General features: G+C 53.2%; 16 protein-coding genes. 6 read left to right on the forward strand and 10 right to left on the reverse strand.

The window, feature by feature from the left end:
* Positions 1 to 29: 29 nt before the first annotated feature.
* Genes HMPREF3119_RS02830 through HMPREF3119_RS02850 form a run of 5 tightly spaced genes read right to left on the reverse strand, consistent with a single transcriptional unit; the run spans position 30 to position 3,933 of the window.
* Entirely contained in the window at positions 30 to 608 is a 579-nt protein-coding gene (locus tag HMPREF3119_RS02830) for a TerD family protein (protein ID WP_070578358.1), read from the reverse strand.
* 42 nt (positions 609 to 650) lie between these two features.
* Positions 651 to 1,685, reverse strand: coding sequence for a TerC/Alx family metal homeostasis membrane protein (locus tag HMPREF3119_RS02835; protein ID WP_036418001.1), 1,035 nt, complete (start codon positions 1,683 to 1,685; stop codon positions 651 to 653).
* Between the two features lie 22 nt (positions 1,686 to 1,707).
* Positions 1,708 to 2,163: a tellurite resistance TerB family protein gene (locus HMPREF3119_RS02840; protein ID WP_004235933.1), complete on the reverse strand. Its 456-nt coding sequence runs from the start codon at positions 2,161 to 2,163 to the stop codon at positions 1,708 to 1,710.
* A gap of 19 nt (positions 2,164 to 2,182) precedes the next feature.
* Complete coding sequence (locus tag HMPREF3119_RS02845; protein WP_004235934.1) at positions 2,183 to 3,346, reverse strand: TerD family protein; 1,164 nt, start codon at positions 3,344 to 3,346, stop codon at positions 2,183 to 2,185.
* Positions 3,346 to 3,933: a TerD family protein gene (locus HMPREF3119_RS02850; protein WP_070578360.1), complete on the reverse strand. Its 588-nt coding sequence runs from the start codon at positions 3,931 to 3,933 to the stop codon at positions 3,346 to 3,348. The genes HMPREF3119_RS02845 and HMPREF3119_RS02850 overlap by 1 nt, the downstream gene beginning before the upstream one ends.
* Before the next feature lie 294 nt (positions 3,934 to 4,227).
* Between HMPREF3119_RS02850 and HMPREF3119_RS02855 the strand changes: the two genes are divergently transcribed.
* The 6 genes from HMPREF3119_RS02855 to HMPREF3119_RS02880 all read left to right on the forward strand — a co-directional run bounded on the left by HMPREF3119_RS02855 (position 4,228) and on the right by HMPREF3119_RS02880 (position 9,873).
* Complete coding sequence (locus HMPREF3119_RS02855) at positions 4,228 to 5,286, forward strand: ATP-grasp domain-containing protein (protein WP_070578363.1); 1,059 nt, start codon at positions 4,228 to 4,230, stop codon at positions 5,284 to 5,286.
* A gap of 7 nt (positions 5,287 to 5,293) precedes the next feature.
* Entirely contained in the window at positions 5,294 to 6,436 is a 1,143-nt protein-coding gene (locus HMPREF3119_RS02860; protein WP_070578366.1) for a phosphoribosyltransferase domain-containing protein, read from the forward strand.
* Positions 6,426 to 7,211 carry an HAD family hydrolase gene (locus HMPREF3119_RS02865; RefSeq protein WP_004238860.1) on the forward strand — a complete coding sequence of 262 codons (786 nt, stop codon included), beginning with the start codon at positions 6,426 to 6,428 and terminating at the stop codon, positions 7,209 to 7,211. Before HMPREF3119_RS02860 ends, HMPREF3119_RS02865 begins: the two co-directional genes overlap by 11 nt.
* Positions 7,204 to 8,283, forward strand: a complete 1,080-nt coding sequence (locus HMPREF3119_RS02870; RefSeq protein ID WP_070578369.1) for a cysteine protease StiP family protein — start codon at positions 7,204 to 7,206, stop codon at positions 8,281 to 8,283. Before HMPREF3119_RS02865 ends, HMPREF3119_RS02870 begins: the two co-directional genes overlap by 8 nt.
* Positions 8,280 to 9,227 (forward strand): HpcH/HpaI aldolase/citrate lyase family protein, encoded by a 948-nt coding sequence (locus HMPREF3119_RS02875; protein WP_070578371.1) that lies wholly within the window; start codon positions 8,280 to 8,282, stop codon positions 9,225 to 9,227. Before HMPREF3119_RS02870 ends, HMPREF3119_RS02875 begins: the two co-directional genes overlap by 4 nt.
* Positions 9,228 to 9,390: 163 nt before the next feature.
* Positions 9,391 to 9,873 carry a hypothetical protein gene (locus HMPREF3119_RS02880; protein WP_004235942.1) on the forward strand — a complete coding sequence of 161 codons (483 nt, stop codon included), beginning with the start codon at positions 9,391 to 9,393 and terminating at the stop codon, positions 9,871 to 9,873.
* Positions 9,874 to 9,928: 55 nt separating this feature from the next.
* On the opposite strand, the gene fbaA is transcribed toward HMPREF3119_RS02880, so the two are convergent.
* The 5 genes from fbaA to HMPREF3119_RS02905 all read right to left on the reverse strand — a co-directional run bounded on the left by fbaA (position 9,929) and on the right by HMPREF3119_RS02905 (position 17,287).
* The gene (gene fbaA / locus HMPREF3119_RS02885) at positions 9,929 to 11,005 is read right to left on the reverse strand and encodes a class II fructose-bisphosphate aldolase (RefSeq protein WP_024472706.1); all 1,077 of its coding nucleotides are present in this window, start codon (positions 11,003 to 11,005) and stop codon (positions 9,929 to 9,931) included.
* Between the two features lie 79 nt (positions 11,006 to 11,084).
* The gene (gene pgk, locus HMPREF3119_RS02890) at positions 11,085 to 12,248 is read right to left on the reverse strand and encodes a phosphoglycerate kinase (protein WP_004238864.1); all 1,164 of its coding nucleotides are present in this window, start codon (positions 12,246 to 12,248) and stop codon (positions 11,085 to 11,087) included.
* A 69-nt stretch (positions 12,249 to 12,317) separates the two neighbouring features.
* A complete protein-coding gene (gene epd / locus HMPREF3119_RS02895; RefSeq protein WP_004235945.1) occupies positions 12,318 to 13,340 on the reverse strand; it encodes an erythrose-4-phosphate dehydrogenase in 1,023 nt (340 codons plus the stop codon).
* A gap of 265 nt (positions 13,341 to 13,605) precedes the next feature.
* Positions 13,606 to 15,600, reverse strand: a complete 1,995-nt coding sequence (gene tkt, locus HMPREF3119_RS02900) for a transketolase (RefSeq protein ID WP_015422500.1) — start codon at positions 15,598 to 15,600, stop codon at positions 13,606 to 13,608.
* Between the two features lie 349 nt (positions 15,601 to 15,949).
* Complete coding sequence (locus HMPREF3119_RS02905; RefSeq protein WP_070578374.1) at positions 15,950 to 17,287, reverse strand: uracil-xanthine permease family protein; 1,338 nt, start codon at positions 17,285 to 17,287, stop codon at positions 15,950 to 15,952.
* Between the last annotated feature and the right edge of the window lie 284 nt (positions 17,288 to 17,571).

Genomic DNA, 17,571 nt, shown 5'->3' on the forward strand with positions numbered 1-17,571 from the left:
CTGGTTATCAGCCCGCTGAAAAAAAATACTCAGGACGCGTTGATACCGTACTGTGCACAGACTGATGACAGACCACCGGCATAACCCTGGCCGACGGCACGGAATTTCCACTCGGCTCCGTGACGATAGAGTTCACCGAACAGCATCGCGGTTTCAGTGGAGGCATCCTCAGTCAGGTCATAACGGGCGATTTCGGTATTGGTATCATCATTGACCAGGCGGATAAATGCGCCGGATACCTGGCCGAAACTCTGACGGCGGGTCTGCGCGTCATGGATAGTGACCACGAAGATGATTTTGTCGATCTCCGCCGGAATCATATCCAGTTTGATGATCAGGGATTCATCATCACCATCGCCCTGGCCGGTGCGGTTGTCGCCGGTATGGGTGACTGAACCGTCAGATGAACGCAGGTTGTTATAGAAAATAAAGTCTGCATCGCCACGCACTTTACCGGCGGCGGTCAGCAGAAAGGCAGAGGCATCAAGGTCGAAATCCTGACCATCTGTGGAACGAACATCCCAGCCTAAGCCAATCAGGACGTTTTTCATTGAAGGGGCTGTTTTGCTCAGCGACACGTTACCACCTTTAGAAAGAGAAACGCTCATTTCACTTACTCCTTAGTTAAATCAGTGACGGGTGGCGGATAATTACTTATCCGCACTTTCCGTTTTTTCCGGGAAAACAAAGCTGGCGACAATACCCAGTGCCAGGACCCCGAGCACCACGAACAAGCTGCTGGTGGCCGAAATATGTAATCCGTGACCCCAGAGGCTGTCTGTCGCATTCAGACCCAGTTTCACCGCGATAAAGAACAGTAACGCAATAACCGCTTTTTCCAGGTGAACCAGATACTGCTTCAGTGCTTCCAGGACAAAATACAGGGTACGCAGGCCGAGGATCGCGAACATCATGGCGCTGTAAACAATCAGCGGCTCACGGCTCACCGCGATAATCGCCGGTACGGAGTCAAACGCAAACATCACATCGGACAGTTCCACCACGGCCACACACAGCATCAGCGGTGTGGCATACAGAGCGGCTTTTTTACCGCGTCCGATAGTGACGTCTTTGTTCTCCGGTTTTGCCAGTTCGGCATCCACTTCTTTCTGGGTCAGCAGGAAGGCGTGTCCGCTCAGTTTCGGCCAGATCGGGAACAGTTTTTTCACCATCCGGTAAGCAATGTGCTGCGAGTAATCTTCAATCTCTTCCTTCTCTTCGCGGTTACGCAGCATCATGACAGCGGTCCAGGCGACGATCAGGGCGAAAATCACTTCCACATACGGCCCCAGGCTCAGCAGACCGGTACCTATCGCCACGAAAATCCCGCGGAAAACGATAGCCCCGATAATGCCCCAGTACAGCACCCGGTGGCGGAAACGATCCGGAACCGAGAACCAGGAGAAAATCGCCATCATCACAAACAGGTTGTCGACCGACAGCACTTTCTCAAGCGCATAACCGGTGACGAACAGGCTCGCAACTTCCGAACCGTGGTGGATATAGAGAAACCCGGCAAAACCCATTGCCACAGCCACCCAGAAAACAGACCAGATTGCCGCATTTTTCAGTGAAACCGGCTTATCGCCCCGGTGCATAAACAAATCAATAAAAATCGCACCGATTGCGAGGATGACGAAAACGGTGACTGTTTCCATCGGAAAACCGATATGTGTTGATTCCATAATTAACCCTTAGGTATAAAAATCAGAGACCGAACTCTGCCGGGTCAAACCCCAGAGCAGCGGCGATCTCTTTTACTGCTTTCTGCTCATCCTGATCGAAGTTACCGTCACTCTTCGCGACTGCAATCCCGACACGCACCGCTAACTGCGCTGCTTCCGGCTGATCCTTCAGCGCCAGGATATATTTCATGGTTTCACCTTTGCCGATTTCCATGTCGAAATCGAAACTGGTGACCAATTTGTTGAAAAATGTAATGACTTCTTCGGTTTCAAATACTTTCAGTTCTTCAGAGGATTTCAGAAAACCGATCATTTTCTGTTTTTCTTCCGCACTGACCCCGTCACTGGAAACCGCAATACGGGCACAGACAGCGATTGTACCTTCCATAAACTTACGGTTTCTGAAACGGCTGACCTGTTTTGTCAGCTCTTCGCGGCCTGAATTAAACGCACTTTTGACCCGGTTAAGTATACTCATTGCTGTATCCTCACTTAAATTATTTCGAGCCGGCTTTCCAGCGGAAACCCCACCCGAATGCTTCATCCATATCGCTTTGATTTTTAAAGAAACGGTTAAGGCGTTCGACTTTTATCGCCCCGTTCTCATTGACCAGGCGGGCAATCGCGCACATGGTGCGGCGGTCGTCCCCTTCTGTCAGCCGGGTTTCCACCGGCGGCTGCTCCGGTACAAAGACCGTCACCACGCCATCTGTTTTGTCCCAGCTCGGTACGCCCTGATAAATAAAGGCGTAGATGAGAATTTGGCGGATGTGTTTCCACTCGCCGCCGTTGATATGCAGCCACTCACCTTCTGAAACCGCGCCGGTACGATCATCGCCCTGCAGCTGAATAAAGGGTTCACGCCGGTAATCACCAAATGCATTACCCAGCGCCTGAATCACCGATTTCTGACCATTCTGTAACTCAACGAATGCGCCCAGATCCAGGTCAATCCCCTTGTTGCCGCCACCGAACACATTGCTGAGGAAGCCCCCGGAGTTGCTGCTCTGAGTGTCCCGGTGCCAGTTCAGATTAATGCGGATTTCACCGAAGTTATCCCGCTTGCTCAGACTGATTGACGGCTTTTCTTTGCTCAGCGATATCTTGCTTAAACTGATTTTACTTTCTGCCGGTTTTGGTGCAGGCGCTGCTGCCGGTGCGGACTCTGCCGCCACATCCACCCCGAAGTGCTCCGCCAGCGGTTTCAGTCCGCCGTTGAAGCCCTGGGCAACAAAGCGGAATTTCCACTCATTATTACGGCGGTACAGTTCACCGAGGATCAGTGCCGCTTCCTGACGACCGGCGGTGTCCACAATGCCGCTGAGCAGTTTTTCATGATCCGCCTCAACCTGAACTTCCAGGCTGCGCAGACCGGCAACAGTCTGCCCGCCGTCACAGGTGACCACAAACGCAACTTTCTGCACATCCTGACGCAGACGGCTGACATCCGCCGTAAAGACGGTATTGTTGCCGTTCTGCTGCCAGCTGATGGTGTTGTCATCATTCTGCGGCTGGCCGTAGAAGACCATGTCCGGATCGCCCTGTACTTTGCCGTCAGCATACAGACGGAACGCAGAGGCATCCGCCGCCGCACCGGACAGCACCGTAATCCGCAGTGTTTTCAGCGGTACGGGCGCATTCGCCCCGGGCGTCATGTTCATCAGCGCACCACCGTACTGACTATGTCGGAAGACATGTCGTCAATCGTGCGGCCGCGGCATGCAGCACCGTGGGCGGTAAAGTTCCACTCACCGCCGCGGCGGCACAGAGAGGCGATCACGATACCGGTGTGTGAGCCCTGTTCATTCAGCTGATAACGCACCAGCTCTTTACCGCTCTGATCCAGTACACGGCAGAAGGCATTTTCCACATCGTTAAATGTCTGACCACGGAAGCTGTTCACCGTAAAGGCCAGATATTCGGTATTCTGCGGCAGACGGTTCAGGTCCACGCGGATCACTTCATCATCTCCGTCACCCTCACCGGTCAGGTTATCCCCTTCATGGATCACGGATTTACAGTCTGATTTCAGTTTGCGGAACCAGATGGTGTCGAGAATACGGCCGTCTTTATCCAGCAGGATGCAGCTGGCATCCAGATCAATGGAGTCGTTACCGCCGCCGAACAGCGAACCGAGAAAACCTTTCTTTTTCTGAACAGGATCCCAGCCGAGACCGAAATGCAGCTGATTTAATGCGGCAGATGCCTTGCTGAGAGATACCGTCTGATTCTTCGTCAATGAAACCATATTTTCATTCCTTAAACGGGAGATAAAACCCGGCAACAGGTGCTGGTGATAATGAATTTTAAAAAATCATATCATGACGGAGTTCTTTGGCAAGATATATTTCACATTAAATTAATAATACAATCTAAACATATAGTTAAAACATAAATGATGACATTAATAGTTACAGGAAATGTCAGGTTTAGTCAGTAGATTGTCAATTTAAACATAATCATAATATGATTGACATGTTGATTAATCCTAAATAAACTCGCTCCTAATCTATCGGATAAAACAGAACAGGAATAAACAATAATGGTGCATGCGATCTGGCTGACGGAAGGGCTCTCTTCCCAGCGTGATTTGATCCGGAATATCAGGCTGTTCGCGCAGACATTACAGGTTGATCTCACGATTTATGCCTCTCACCGGCAGCCCCGCCATGAGATCCTGTCAGAGGCGGATTTTTCCCTGACTGAACCGGCTGATGAAAATGAGCGGCTGGCGTTTATCCTGTCTGTTACGGAGAAATACGGTATTCAGGTAATCCACGCCGGGCGGAATATCCCGTGGTTTGAAACGCACAGAAACACTATCACGGCTTCCGGCCCCCGGCTGATAACCGGTGTCGCCTCTCTGTCTGATTACGCCGTGGCGGATGATAAAGTCCGCTTTGCTGCTGAGATGGCATCACACGGCCTGCCGGTTGTGCCTTCTGTGCAGATTACCTCTGCGGCGCAATTGCGTGATGCACTCGCTCATTCCCCGTTTCCGGGGCTGCCGCTGTGTATTAAACCGGTTCAGGGTATTTACGGTTCCGGTTTCTGGCAGTTTGATGACAACGCACAGCCGATGGCCATGTTCACAAACCCTGAACGGCGGATCACCACACCGCAGCAGTATTTGTCCGCCCTTGAAAGCGCTGACAAATGCCCCGCGCAGGTACTGATGCCTTATTTGCCCGGCCCGGAGTATTCCGTGGATATTCTGGCGGATAACGGTGAGGTGCTGGCTGCTGTTGCACGGCGCAAAGAAGGCTCCCTGCAATACCTTGAACATGACGGTGCTGCATTTGAGCTGGCCTGCGCCTGTGCGCGGGTGATGAAAGCCGACGGACTGGTGAATGTGCAGACCCGCCATGACCATCACGGGCAGCCGCTGCTGCTGGAAATCAATATGCGGCCGTCCGGTGGTATCGGTTATACCGCGCTGAGCGGCGTGAATCTGCCGGGCCTGTTTGCCCTGTACAGTACCGGGCTGCTCAGTGCGGATGAGGTCAGAGAATATAACCGCACTGCATTCCGTCCGGCAATTGTCCGCCCGCTGACCGAAGCCGTCAGCTACCCGTCTTCCCTGAACAATGCAATACACTGAGGTCACTATGCCCGGTTTTTCCCGTCCCAGTCACCACCGGTTCACCCTGACCACCGGCACGCTGGAAGTCCGCAGCGACGCCAGCCCGGAAACCCTGAACGCCCTGTTCGGGATTGCGGAGCGGCGTAACCCGAAACGGGCATTTCTGTTTGTCAGCAAAGTGCTGGGCCGTCATATCCCGGTCGAGCCGGAAATCATGCGCGGTGTTTACCGCCGCCTCAGTGAGCAGTTTCCGCAGGATCTGCCGCAGCCGCTGCTGGTTATCGGTATGGCGGAAACCGCTGTCGGTCTGGGAGCCGGCGTATACAGCGAAATCCGCCGTCAGTACCCGGAATCCCTGTATCTCTCTTCCACCCGCCATCCGGCGGACGGTGAACTGCTGTGTGAATTTAAAGAAAATCACAGCCACGCCACGGATCATCTGCTCTATTTCCCGGCCGATCCGCAGCTGAAAACCCGGCTGCAACAGGCAAAAACCCTGGTGCTGGCAGATGATGAAGCGACCACCGGCAATACGTTTACCAATTTGCTGACTGCATTGCATGAAAGCGGTCAGCTGCCTGATTTACAACAGGTTGTGACTGTCACACTGACGGACTGGCGTGAGGATCCGGCCACTGTTCAGCACGGGCTGCCGTTGCGGCATGTCTCTCTGATCAGCGGCAGCTGGCGCTGGGAAGCTGATCCGGATGCGGCCCTGCCGGAGATGCCGGATGTGAATGTCAGCGCTGCGGGAGCCGTGCCAATCCGCCGTCCGCTGACGCGGGTGCGGCTCGGTCTGCATGATCCGCACACCGGTTTTGGCAGTACGGTGACGACCGCACCCGGTGAGCGGCTCCTGGTGCTCGGCTCCGGGGAGTTTGTCTGGCAGCCGTTCCTGCTGGCCGAACGGCTGGCAGAGGCCGGAGCGGATGTAAAATTCAGCGCCCTGACCCGCTCCCCGATAGCCCCGGGCGGTGCCATTGAATCCGTTATTTCCTTCACGGATAACTACGGGCTGGGGATCCCCAATTATCTCTACAATGTGGCACATCAGTCATTTGACCGCATTCTGCTGTGCACAGAAACGGATCCGGCGGCGTTTGATCCGCAGTTATTACAGGCGCTGGCCCGCTGTGCGCCGCTGACGGAGGTGATTTATGACGACTAAACCGGTGATCCTGAGCGACCTGGATGACACCCTGTTCCAGACAAAACGCAAAATGACACAGGAGCAGGCACTTACGCCGTTTCGCGCCGGTGCGGTTGACCGCACATTACAACCGCGCAGTTTTATGACGGAAGAACAGGCCATGCTGACAGACTGGCTGCTGGCGCATGCCGATCTCATTCCGGTTACGGCACGCGGTACGGAGGAACTCCGCCGCGTCACTATCCCGTTCCGCTCTTATGCGATAACCACGCACGGCGCGGTGATCCTGCGACCGGACGGTTCGCCGGAACCCGGCTGGCAGTCTGAAATGCTGACCGCCCTCGGCCCTTACTGTGAACGGCTGTTGTCACTTCAGCAGTTTTGTACTGAGCGGATGACAGAGCGCGGTATTGATGCATGGGCGCGCATTAATTATGAATACGATGATGTGCCGGTCTATCTGGTGATGAAACACACTGACAGTACCCGCACAGCGGAACTCTATGCCGTTGCCGCAGAGATTGAACAACAGTTTCCGGCAGACGGATTTTACATCCACCGCAACGGCAACAATATCGCCTGGCTGCCGGATCCGGTAGAAAAAGGCCATGCTGTTACGTACCTGCTGACGTTATTACGGGCAGAGCGCGGCACCTTTCCGGTTATCGGCCTCGGCGACAGCTTGAGTGATTACCGCTTTATGAAACACTGTACCTGGTTCGGGATGCCGTCCCGCAGTCAGTTTGCGGAGGCAGTCGCCGCCCGGATTTTCAGTGAGGTATCCGATGTATAATTTCCTGCCGTTCTCAGGCAGTTATCTGCCGGATGATGTGCAGTTTCTGCTCCGGCCGGTCACCATTGATATGACCCCGGTGGAACTGAAAGAGCAGCTTATTCAGTCCGGACAGAAACACTATTCCGATATGCTCAGCCAGGAGCCCGCTCCCACAGACTGGCATCTTGATCTGTTTAACCGCGCACTGAAAAAAGGTGCACCGCGTCTGGCGCGGGATGTGAACGCCCTCGCCCGTACACTGGGTGACTATTTTGCAGATCAGCCGGTTGTGCTGGTCAGCCTGGTCCGCGCCGGTGTGCCGTTAGGGGTGATGCTGCATCAGGCGCTGCGTGATGCGGGAAAAATCTCACACCATTACGGCATCAGTATTATCCGCGATCGCGGTATTGATACGGCGGCGCTGGAGTGGATCGAACACCATCACGGCACCGCCGGTATTGTGTTTGTTGACGGCTGGACAGGTAAAGGCGCCATCACCGGTGAACTGATCCGCTCCCTGAAAGACAGACCCGGCTACCCGGCCGATCCGTGTCTGGTGGTGCTGGCTGATCCTGCCGGATGCGCCTGGCTCTCCGCTGCGGATGATGACTGGCTGATCCCCTCCGGGATTATGGGGGCGCCGGTTTCCGGGCTTATCTCCCGCTCTGTCTGGTCGGAGACCGGCCCGCACGGCTGTGTGCATTGTGAGCACTTACAACCTTATGAGTGCAGCCGGACACTCACCGATACCGTTGCTGCCCTGCGCCGTCAGGAAACTGCGGTTCCGGCTGCAGCCTTTCCGGATCCTGACACTAAAACCGCACTGCGGAAAAAAAGCCGCGCGGTGATCACCGCACTGGCTGAACGCTGCGGTGTCACCGATCTGAACAGAATCAAACCCGGCATTGCCGAAGCCACCCGTGCTGTCCTGCGCCGGGTGCCGGATCACGTCTTTGTGCGCGACTGCACAGAGCCGGATGTGGAATTGCTGCTTTATCTCGCCCGTCAGAAAGGGATCACTATCACGGAAGCCGGCGATGCCCTCGGGCAGTACCGCGCCGTCACTATTATCAGGAAGGTATCACCATGACCCGACGTCTCTCCCCGTGGAATTTAGGGGCCTCACTCTATATGCCCGCCACCCGCACCGATATCACGGATGCGATTATCCGCAATAAAATCAGCGGGCTGCGTTCACTGATTATCTGTCTGGAAGATGCGGTCAGTGAGGCGGATATCCCGCAGGCACTGAATAATTTACAGGGTATTCTGGCCGCGCTGACAGCGGAAAAACAGCGTGCCGGAAACCAGAACTGGCCGCTGGTGTTTATCCGTCCGCGTCACCCGGAAATGGGATTGTGGCTGCGCGAGGACTGCGATCTCAGTGCCGTTGACGGGCTGGTGCTGCCTAAGTTCACACAGAAAACGCTGCCGGTCTGGTGGCTGGTGGTGAAAAACACCCCGCTGTGTATGATGCCGACCCTGGAAACAGAAGAAGTCTGTGATGTGGTGCAGATGCGGGAACTGGCGCAGGTACTTAAATCCCATCCCTGCCATGACAAAATCATCGCACTGCGTATCGGCGGCAATGATCTGATGAATGTGATTTCCCTGCGCCGCCCGCGTCATCTCACCCTGTATGACGGCCCGATGGGTTATGTGATTAAAATGCTGGTCTCTGTTTTCGCCCCGCACGATTTCGCCATGACCGCACCGGTCTGCGAGCATATTGATGATCACGATGTCATGACACGGGAACTGGCGCTGGATATCGCTCACGGACTGGTGGGTAAAACTGCTATCCACCCGAATCAGGTGGCAGTGATTGAGCAGGCGCTGCGGGTCTCCGCTGATGAGCACGCGGATGCACTGCGGATCCTCAACTCCACACAGGCAGTATTCAAGTCACAGGGGGCTATGTGTGAACCGGCGACACACCGGCGCTGGGCATCTGCCATTCTGGCCCGTGCACGGGTGTACGGGATCGCACAGCGGAAAACAGACGGACAGCCGTTTAAAACACAAAACGGGTGAAACTGAGGACAGAAATATCATCAGACTGAATATCCTGCACTATTATATCTGAATGCCTTGATATATCCTGATCAGCTGATTAAATAGAACTGTTATGCGGAACAGCCGTTTCCGGCATAACAGCGGCTTTGTCTCTTTGTTTTTATACAGGTGTCCCCAGACTATGCAATTAAGCACACGACAGGTTCGTTTATTCACCCTGGCAACCCTGCTCGGTACCGGAAAACCGGTTCCGTCAGATGAAATCCTGGCGACACTCCGCTGCTCAGAGGCAACTCTGACCCGTACTTTCAAAGAGTTACGTGATACCTGGTCAGCGGAAATCCGCTACCGCAAAGCCTCACATACCTATGAAATGACTGACTCCGGCACACTGGATCGCAAAACACTGAAAAAGATGAGCGAAGAGCTGGAAAACCATAACGGTCAGAAATCGGTGTATTACAGCGGGAAAGTGTCACTGGATAAAGAGAAGAAGAAGGCAGTTTCGCTGTCACTGACCGGCACAACCGTCCGGAAAATAGCGCATTTATCCATGCTCTCCGGCAAAACCCGCAGTGACGCGGTAGAGATGCTGGTCAATCTTCATATCGATGAGTTAATTGAATCGATAATCCGGCGGAATGAAAGCCAGCAGAAAAAATAATCCGTAAAAAAAATCGCCCGGCAATACCGGGCGATTTTATTATTCACGCAACAAATTACAGAACGTTAACGCAGTTCAGTTCTTTGAATGCTTTTTCCAGACGTTCGATCATTGTCTGCTGACCGGCACGTAACCATGCACGCGGGTCATAGTATTTTTTGTTCGGCTTGTCTTCGCCTTCCGGGTTGCCCAGTTGGCCCTGCAGATAACCTTCATTTTTCTGGTAGTAGTGCAGGATACCTTCCCAGGTCGCCCACTGAGTATCGGTATCGATATTCATTTTCACCACACCGTAACCCACTGCTTCTTTGATTTCTTCCGCAGTAGAGCCGGAACCGCCGTGGAAAACGAAATTCAGGCTGTTGTGCGGCAGGTTATATTTCTCAGAGACGTAGTCCTGAGAGTTACGCAGAATTTTCGGCGTTAACTGCACGTTACCCGGCTTGTAAACGCCGTGCACGTTACCGAATGATGCCGCGATAGTGAAACGCGGGCTGATGGCATTCAGTTTTTCATAGGCATACGCCACGTCTTCCGGCTGGGTGTACAGCGCGGAGTTATCGAGGTGGGAGTTATCCACGCCGTCTTCCTCACCACCGGTGCAACCCAGTTCGATTTCCAGGGTCATACCGATTTTCGCCATACGGGTCAGGTATTTGCTGCAAATCTCAATGTTTTCTTCCAGTGACTCTTCTGACAGGTCGATCATGTGAGAAGAGAACAGTGGTTTACCGGTTGCGGCAAAGTGTTTTTCACCGGCATCCAGCAGGCCGTCTAACCACGGCAGTAATTTCTTCGCGCAGTGGTCAGTGTGCAGAATGACCGGTACGCCGTAATGTTCCGCCATCTGATGCACATGATGCGCACCGGAAATAGCACCCAGAACAGCGGACTGCTGGCCTTCGCCTTTGAAACCTTTACCGGCGATAAATGCGGCACCGCCGTTTGAGAACTGAACAATAACAGGCGCACGGACTTTAGCCGCCGCTTCCAATACGGCGTTGATCGAGTCTGTCCCGACGCAGTTTACCGCTGGCAGTGCAAAATTATTCTCTTTGGCTACCGCAAAGATTTTCTGAACATCATCGCCAGTGACGACACCGGGTTTTACAAAATCAAAAACTTTAGACATGTCAAATTTCCTGTATTGGTCTTTCGGAAGTTGTCACGGGCAGCTCACACCGCCCGTTATTGTCATCTGATTATGACTGTTACTGTTTTGCACGTTCTTCGAGCATGACAACGGCAGGCAGTTTTTTGCCTTCGACGAATTCCAGGAATGCGCCGCCGCCGGTAGAGATGTAAGAGATTTTGTCAGCAATGCCGAATAAATCGATAGCAGCCAGGGTATCACCGCCGCCTGCGATAGAGAATGCGTCACTGTCAGCAATGGCGTTAGCCACGATTTCAGTCCCTTTACGGAAGTTCGGGAACTCAAACACGCCGACCGGGCCATTCCACAGAATGGTTTTGGCATTTTTCAGGATTTCAGCCAGGTGCAGTGCGGATTCATCACCGATATCCAGTACCTGCTCGTCATCTTTGATGTCATTGGCTGATTTCAGCACCGCTTCTGCGGTTTCTGAGAACTCAGTCGCCACACGGACATCAACCGGTACCGGGATATCACAGCTGCTGAGTAATTTTTTCGCTTCCGGAATCAGGTCATCTTCATACAGTGAACGGCCGACATTGTGCCCTTCCGCTGCGATAAAGGTGTTGGCGATACCACCGCCGACGATGATCTGATCCGCGATTTTGGACAGAGAATCCAGTACGGTCAGTTTGGTGGAGACTTTAGAACCGCCGACAATCGCCACCATCGGGCGTGCCGGGTTATCCAGCGCTTTGCCGAGTGCATCCAGTTCCGCCCATAACAGCGGACCGGCACAGGCGACAGGGGCAAATTTTGCCACGCCGTGAGTCGATGCCTGGGCGCGGTGTGCAGTCCCGAATGCATCCATCACGAAAATATCACACAGAGATGCATACTGTTTTGACAGGGTTTCGTCGTCTTTTTTCTCGCCTTTGTTAAAGCGGACGTTTTCCAGCACCACCAGCTCACCGGCGTTCAGCTCCAGACCATTGAGGTAATCTTTTTCCAGGCGCACCGGGCAGCTCAGTTTATCTGCCAGATAATCAACAACCGGTTTCAGTGAAAACTCTTCGTTGTATTCTCCTTCAACCGGACGGCCGAGGTGAGAGGTCACCATGACTTTGGCACCCTGTTTCAGTGCGGCTTCGATTGTCGGGAGCGAGGCACGGATACGTGCATCAGAGGTAACTTTGCCATCTTTGACAGGAACGTTCAGGTCAGCACGGATAAAAATACGTTTACCCGCCAGATCCAGATCGGTCATCTTAATTACGGACATGGTGAATCCTCTTGTTGATTCTCTTATCAGTTAAATTGTGTTCAATTTTCTGCCGGGGCACGCCGTCCCTCAGTGAAAACCAGCCTCAGCCATTGCCAGAGTGGTATCCAGCATACGGTTCGCAAAGCCCCATTCGTTATCGCACCAGACCAGCATTTTTATCAGATGCTGTCCGCTGACGCGGGTCTGGGTGCCGTCAACGATAGCACTGTGCGGATCATGGTTAAAATCCGCCGAGACTAACGGTAACTCTGTGTAGTCCACTATACCACGAAATGCCCCCGTCGCTGCGTTTTGCAGAAGGCGGTTTACATCCTGCGTGGTGACATTACTTTTTACGGTGACGCTCAAATCAATCGCCGTCACATTAATTGTAGGCACCCGGACCGAAATCGCCTCAAAATGATCCTCAAATTTCGGGAAAATCCGCCGGATCCCCGCAGCCAGTTTGGTATCCACCGGAATGATGGAGTGCCCGGCCGCCCGCGTGCGCCGTAAATCACTGTGATACGCATCAATCACCGGCTGGTCATTCATCGCCGCGTGAATGGTGGTCACTGTACCGGACTCGATGCCGAATCCCTCATCCAGTAATTTTATCACCGGAATGATGCAGTTGGTGGTACAGGACGCATTCGATACAATTTTATCCTGCGCCGTCAGTGTGTCATGGTTAACGCCGTAGACAATAGTGGCATCCAGGTCATTACCGCCGGGATGGGAAAACAGCACTTTTTTCGCGCCGCCGGCGATATGTGCCAGCCCGTCATCACGGGAGCCGTACACGCCGCTGCAGTCCAGCACCACATCCACACCGAGTTCCTTCCAGGGCAGCTGGTGAATATCCGCTTCATGCAGGATGCGGATAGTGTCATCACCAACTTTCAGCACATTTTTTTCTTTCAGCTGTACCGGTTTAAAAAAGCGTCCGTGGCTTGTGTCATATTGAAGTAAGTGTGCAATACCTTCGGAATCCGCCAGCTCATTAATAGCAACAACGGTAATCTGCGTGTTACGCCCGGTTTCATACAACGCCCGCAGCACACTCCGCCCGATTCGCCCAAACCCGTTGATTGCAATTTTTATCGTCATAGTATCCTCAGAAATAGCCAAATTATCAGCGGACTAAGAATAACGGACTCACGGGTTTTTGTACGGGGTATTTATCATAGAAACCGCAATCTTTTTTATCCTCTGCGGTACATTCAGTACACCCTCAAAACTGAAACGGTTCAGCTCAATAAAGACAGGTTATGCTAAATGAAAAAAGATCGCAAGACAGTCAGAGAAGCAGATATAAAAAAAGCGCATTCGGTCAAAAAAACCGGAATGCGCTTTCAGAATCTGTATCAGCAGATTATTTCAGCAGAGCTTTTGCCTGAGAAACCACGTTTTCAACAGTGAAACCAAATTCACTGAACAGCTGACCGGCTGGTGCAGATTCACCGAATGAATGCATGCCGACGATGGCACCCTGCATACCGGTGTATTTGAACCAGTAATCCGCAATACCCGCTTCAACAGCAACACGCGCGGTCACGGCTGACGGCAGAACAGATTCACGGTAAGCAGCATCCTGTTTGTCGAATGCATCGGTGGACGGCATGGAAACCACACGCGCTTTACGGCCTTCGGCTGTCAGCTGCTCGTATGCTTTCACGGCCAGTTCCACTTCAGAACCGGTGGCAATCAGGATCACTTCCGGCTGACCTGCGCAATCTTTCAGGATATACGCCCCTTTTTCGATATCTGCCAGCTGCTGCGCGGTACGCGGCTGCTGTGCCAGATTCTGACGGGAGAAGATCAGGGATGTCGGGCCGTTTTTACGCTCAATCGCGTATTTCCAGGCTACCGCAGATTCCACCTGGTCACACGGACGCCATGTGCTCATGTTTGGTGTCACGCGCAGGCTGGCGATTTGCTCAACCGGCTGGTGAGTCGGGCCGTCTTCACCCAGACCGATAGAGTCGTGAGTGTAAACGAAGATGCTGCGGATCTTCATCAGTGCCGCCATACGCACCGCATTACGGGCATATTCAACGAACATCAGGAAGGTCGCGCCGTAAGGAATGAAACCGCCGTGCAGGGCGATACCGTTCATGATGGCAGACATGCCGAACTCGCGCACGCCGTAGTGAATGTAGTTACCCGCTTTGTCTTCATTGATTGGCGCTGAGCCGGACCACATGGTCAGGTTACTCGGAGCCAGGTCAGCGGAACCGCCCATAAACTCAGGCAGTACTTTACCGAACGCTTCCAGTGCATTTTGTGATGCTTTACGGCTGGCAATGCTGGCCGGGTTGTCCTGGAGGTTCTGAATGAAGGCATTTGCATCCGCTTCCCACTGCGCAGGCAGCTCACCGTTTACACGGCGGCGGTATTCACGGGCCAGTTCAGGGAAGGCTTTTTCGTAGTGAGCGAATTTCACATCCCACTCAGACTCAGCAGCGGCACCGGTTTTCTTCGCATCCCACTCAGTATAGATTTCCTGCGGGATTTCGAACGGCGCATACGGCCAGTTCAGTGCTTCGCGGGTAGCGGCGATTTCCGCATCACCTAACGGAGAACCGTGTGCATCCGCAGTACCGGCTTTCTTCGGTGAACCGAAACCGATAACGGTTTTGCACATCAGCAGGGATGGTTTGTCAGTAACCGCTTTGGCTTCTTCAACGGCTGCTTTGATCTGGTCAGGGTTGTGACCGTCAATGCCGCGCACGACGTGCCAGCCGTAAGCTTCAAAGCGTTTGGCGGTATCGTCAGTGAACCAGCCCTGAACATTACCGTCGATGGAAATGCCGTTGTCATCATAGAAGGCAACCAGTTTACCCAGTTTCAGGGTACCGGCCAGAGAACAGGCCTCGTGGGAGATCCCTTCCATCATACAGCCGTCGCCCATAAAGACGTAGGTGTGATGATCAACAATATCGTGCCCCGGACGGTTGAACTGCGCCGCCAGTGTCTGTTCCGCAACAGCAAAACCGACTGCGTTTGCGATACCCTGGCCTAACGGGCCGGTGGTGGTTTCCACACCCGGTGTGTAGCCGTATTCAGGGTGACCCGGGGTTTTGGAATGCAGCTGACGGAAGGCTTTTAAGTCATCCATCGATACATCATAGCCGGTGAGGTGCAGCAGGCTGTAAATCAGCATTGAGCCGTGGCCGTTTGACAGCACAAAGCGGTCACGATCACTCCAGTGCGGATTGGCCGGGTTGTGCTTCAGATAGTCGCGCCACAGTACTTCCGCGATATCAGCCATGCCCATTGGTGCGCCGGGGTGTCCGGAATTTGCCTTTTGCACCGCGTCCATGCTCAGGAAACGAATCGCATTAGCAAGAGTTTTACGAGAGGTCATTGTCTACTCCAGGTTCGGATAAAAAGCAGATACAGGCTATTTTCGCAGTGCCGCGCACGGATGGCAATCCTTATCACCGGTCAGAGGCAAAGGGTCGGGGCTGAAAAGGCAACAATGAGACGTCAGGCGAGGCGTGTCTGAGGACAGAAACAATACTTCGCACAGGCGGCATTTTCGCTGACTAAATCGTTTTAGCACCAGGTATTGCGCAACAGCGGAAGTGACCTATTAAACCCGATTACCGCAATGAATAGCAAGCGGAAATACCGCATTCTGTGCGCTTATCCGGCGGATGGCGGGAGTTTCCTGCCGGCAGCGGAAAAATTCCGCTTACCGGCAGACGAAGATATTACGGTTTCTCTTTTTTACCGACGACACTGTCAAAATTGAATAAAAGATTCAGCACGATAGCCAGAACAAAGGTCACTATCACGCCCTGGGAAAGAATAATCCGCAGCATTTCCGGCAGCTGAGAAAGGGCTTCCCCCTGACCGTTAAACATCAGCCCGACACTGACTGAAATCCCGACCACCATCATATTGCCCATTTTGGTCATATCGACAGATTTTGTCAGTGTATCTATCCCCGCCACCGTAATAAAGGCAAAAATCACCAGGGTCGCACCACCGAAAACCGAAGCGGGGATCATGGTCGCAATTGCGGAGAATTTGGGAATAATACTGAGGATAATCAGGATCACGCCGCTGCACGCGGTTACATAACGGCTGCGCACACCGGAAATAATAATCACCCCCGCATTGTTAATAAAAGAGGTCAGCGGCGTACAGTTAAACAGCCCGGAAATGGTCACCGCCACCCCTTCCCCGCGCATCGGGGAGTTCAGGGCATTACCTTCCATAGAGCGGTTACACAGGCGGCCGACCGTGGAGAAAGTACCGACAGAATCCAGAGTGGCCATAAAGGTACCGAGGAACATCAGAATAATGGCGGTCAGATCAAACTGAATGCCGTAATGGGCGGGACGGACAAACGAAAACCACCCTGCGCTGCTCACCGGGCCGAAATTGACCATATCCATCACCACAGCTACCAGGGTGGCCACGATCAGACCGATAAGAATCGACATTTCCCGCAACGCACCTTTACCGAAGCGGTTTAACAGCACAATCACCGTGATAGTCAGCACACCGAGAAAAATACCGGCCGGGTCGCCGTAGGAGGCATCCCCCGGATAGCCGACAATGCCGGAAAACGAAACCGGCAGCAGGGAAACACCGAGCATTATAAGATAACAGCCGATGACTATCGGTTTGAATAAGAAAGCGATTTTTCCGTACAGCGGCGCGAGGAAGAACAGCAGCACCCCGGAGGCCAGGGTTCCGCCGAAGACATAAGGCAGCGATTCAAGCCCCCCGCCGAACCGCGAGGCGATAATAAAAACCGGCGGCATCGCCACAAACGAGGTGCCGAGGATCAGCGGCAGACTGACGCCGACGTATTTGGTGATACTCAGTGACTGGATAAGTGTCCCCACGCCGGAGACAAAAATCGCGGCGGCAATCAGCAGGGTGGTATCTTCCTGCGATAGTTTCAGAACCTGGGAAATCACTATCGGCACGGCAATGGTGCCGGTAAACATGGCAAAAATATGCTGAACAGCATACGGAAACAGTTTCCGCATCGGCATCATTTCATTGACTTCATCACTCCCGGTGTTTGTTTTCATAAATACAACCTCTGTGATTGGTTTTATTGTTTTTACCGGCACAGCGGCGACGGCCGCGCAACCGGTTACGGAAAACAAACAGCAAGATATGTGCCAGCACCTGAACATTATTTATTCACATAAAGTATGAGTGTGGTCACAACGCATTATCAAAATGATAAGAGAGGTAATACCGGGGGATGATAATGATACAGAGCGATTGTGCAGTGTAAAAACAGAAAAGCCCTGACATTGCTGTCAGGGCTTCTGTAATCTGGCGGAACGGACGGGACTCGAACCCGCGA

This window comes from Morganella sp. HMSC11D09, from assembly GCF_001807955.1.
In the GTDB taxonomy this organism is placed as follows: domain Bacteria; phylum Pseudomonadota; class Gammaproteobacteria; order Enterobacterales; family Enterobacteriaceae; genus Morganella; species Morganella morganii.

What these genes read in the sequence shown, in the direction of transcription:
- HMPREF3119_RS02860 (WP_070578366.1), top strand. Translation starts at nt 5,294, where the DNA reads ATGCCCGGTTTTTCCCGTCCCAGTCACCACCGGTTCACCCTGACCACC.
- pgk (WP_004238864.1), bottom strand. Translation starts at nt 12,248, where the DNA reads ATGTCCGTAATTAAGATGACCGATCTGGATCTGGCGGGTAAACGTATT.
- HMPREF3119_RS02880 (WP_004235942.1), top strand. Translation starts at nt 9,391, where the DNA reads ATGCAATTAAGCACACGACAGGTTCGTTTATTCACCCTGGCAACCCTG.
- epd (WP_004235945.1), bottom strand. Translation starts at nt 13,340, where the DNA reads ATGACGATAAAAATTGCAATCAACGGGTTTGGGCGAATCGGGCGGAGT.
- HMPREF3119_RS02870 (WP_070578369.1), top strand. Translation starts at nt 7,204, where the DNA reads ATGTATAATTTCCTGCCGTTCTCAGGCAGTTATCTGCCGGATGATGTG.
- HMPREF3119_RS02835 (WP_036418001.1), bottom strand. Translation starts at nt 1,685, where the DNA reads ATGGAATCAACACATATCGGTTTTCCGATGGAAACAGTCACCGTTTTC.
- fbaA (WP_024472706.1), bottom strand. Translation starts at nt 11,005, where the DNA reads ATGTCTAAAGTTTTTGATTTTGTAAAACCCGGTGTCGTCACTGGCGAT.
- HMPREF3119_RS02855 (WP_070578363.1), top strand. Translation starts at nt 4,228, where the DNA reads ATGGTGCATGCGATCTGGCTGACGGAAGGGCTCTCTTCCCAGCGTGAT.
- HMPREF3119_RS02905 (WP_070578374.1), bottom strand. Translation starts at nt 17,287, where the DNA reads ATGAAAACAAACACCGGGAGTGATGAAGTCAATGAAATGATGCCGATG.
- HMPREF3119_RS02845 (WP_004235934.1), bottom strand. Translation starts at nt 3,346, where the DNA reads ATGAACATGACGCCCGGGGCGAATGCGCCCGTACCGCTGAAAACACTG.
- HMPREF3119_RS02865 (WP_004238860.1), top strand. Translation starts at nt 6,426, where the DNA reads ATGACGACTAAACCGGTGATCCTGAGCGACCTGGATGACACCCTGTTC.
- HMPREF3119_RS02875 (WP_070578371.1), top strand. Translation starts at nt 8,280, where the DNA reads ATGACCCGACGTCTCTCCCCGTGGAATTTAGGGGCCTCACTCTATATG.
- HMPREF3119_RS02850 (WP_070578360.1), bottom strand. Translation starts at nt 3,933, where the DNA reads ATGGTTTCATTGACGAAGAATCAGACGGTATCTCTCAGCAAGGCATCT.
- tkt (WP_015422500.1), bottom strand. Translation starts at nt 15,600, where the DNA reads ATGACCTCTCGTAAAACTCTTGCTAATGCGATTCGTTTCCTGAGCATG.
- HMPREF3119_RS02840 (WP_004235933.1), bottom strand. Translation starts at nt 2,163, where the DNA reads ATGAGTATACTTAACCGGGTCAAAAGTGCGTTTAATTCAGGCCGCGAA.
- HMPREF3119_RS02830 (WP_070578358.1), bottom strand. Translation starts at nt 608, where the DNA reads ATGAGCGTTTCTCTTTCTAAAGGTGGTAACGTGTCGCTGAGCAAAACA.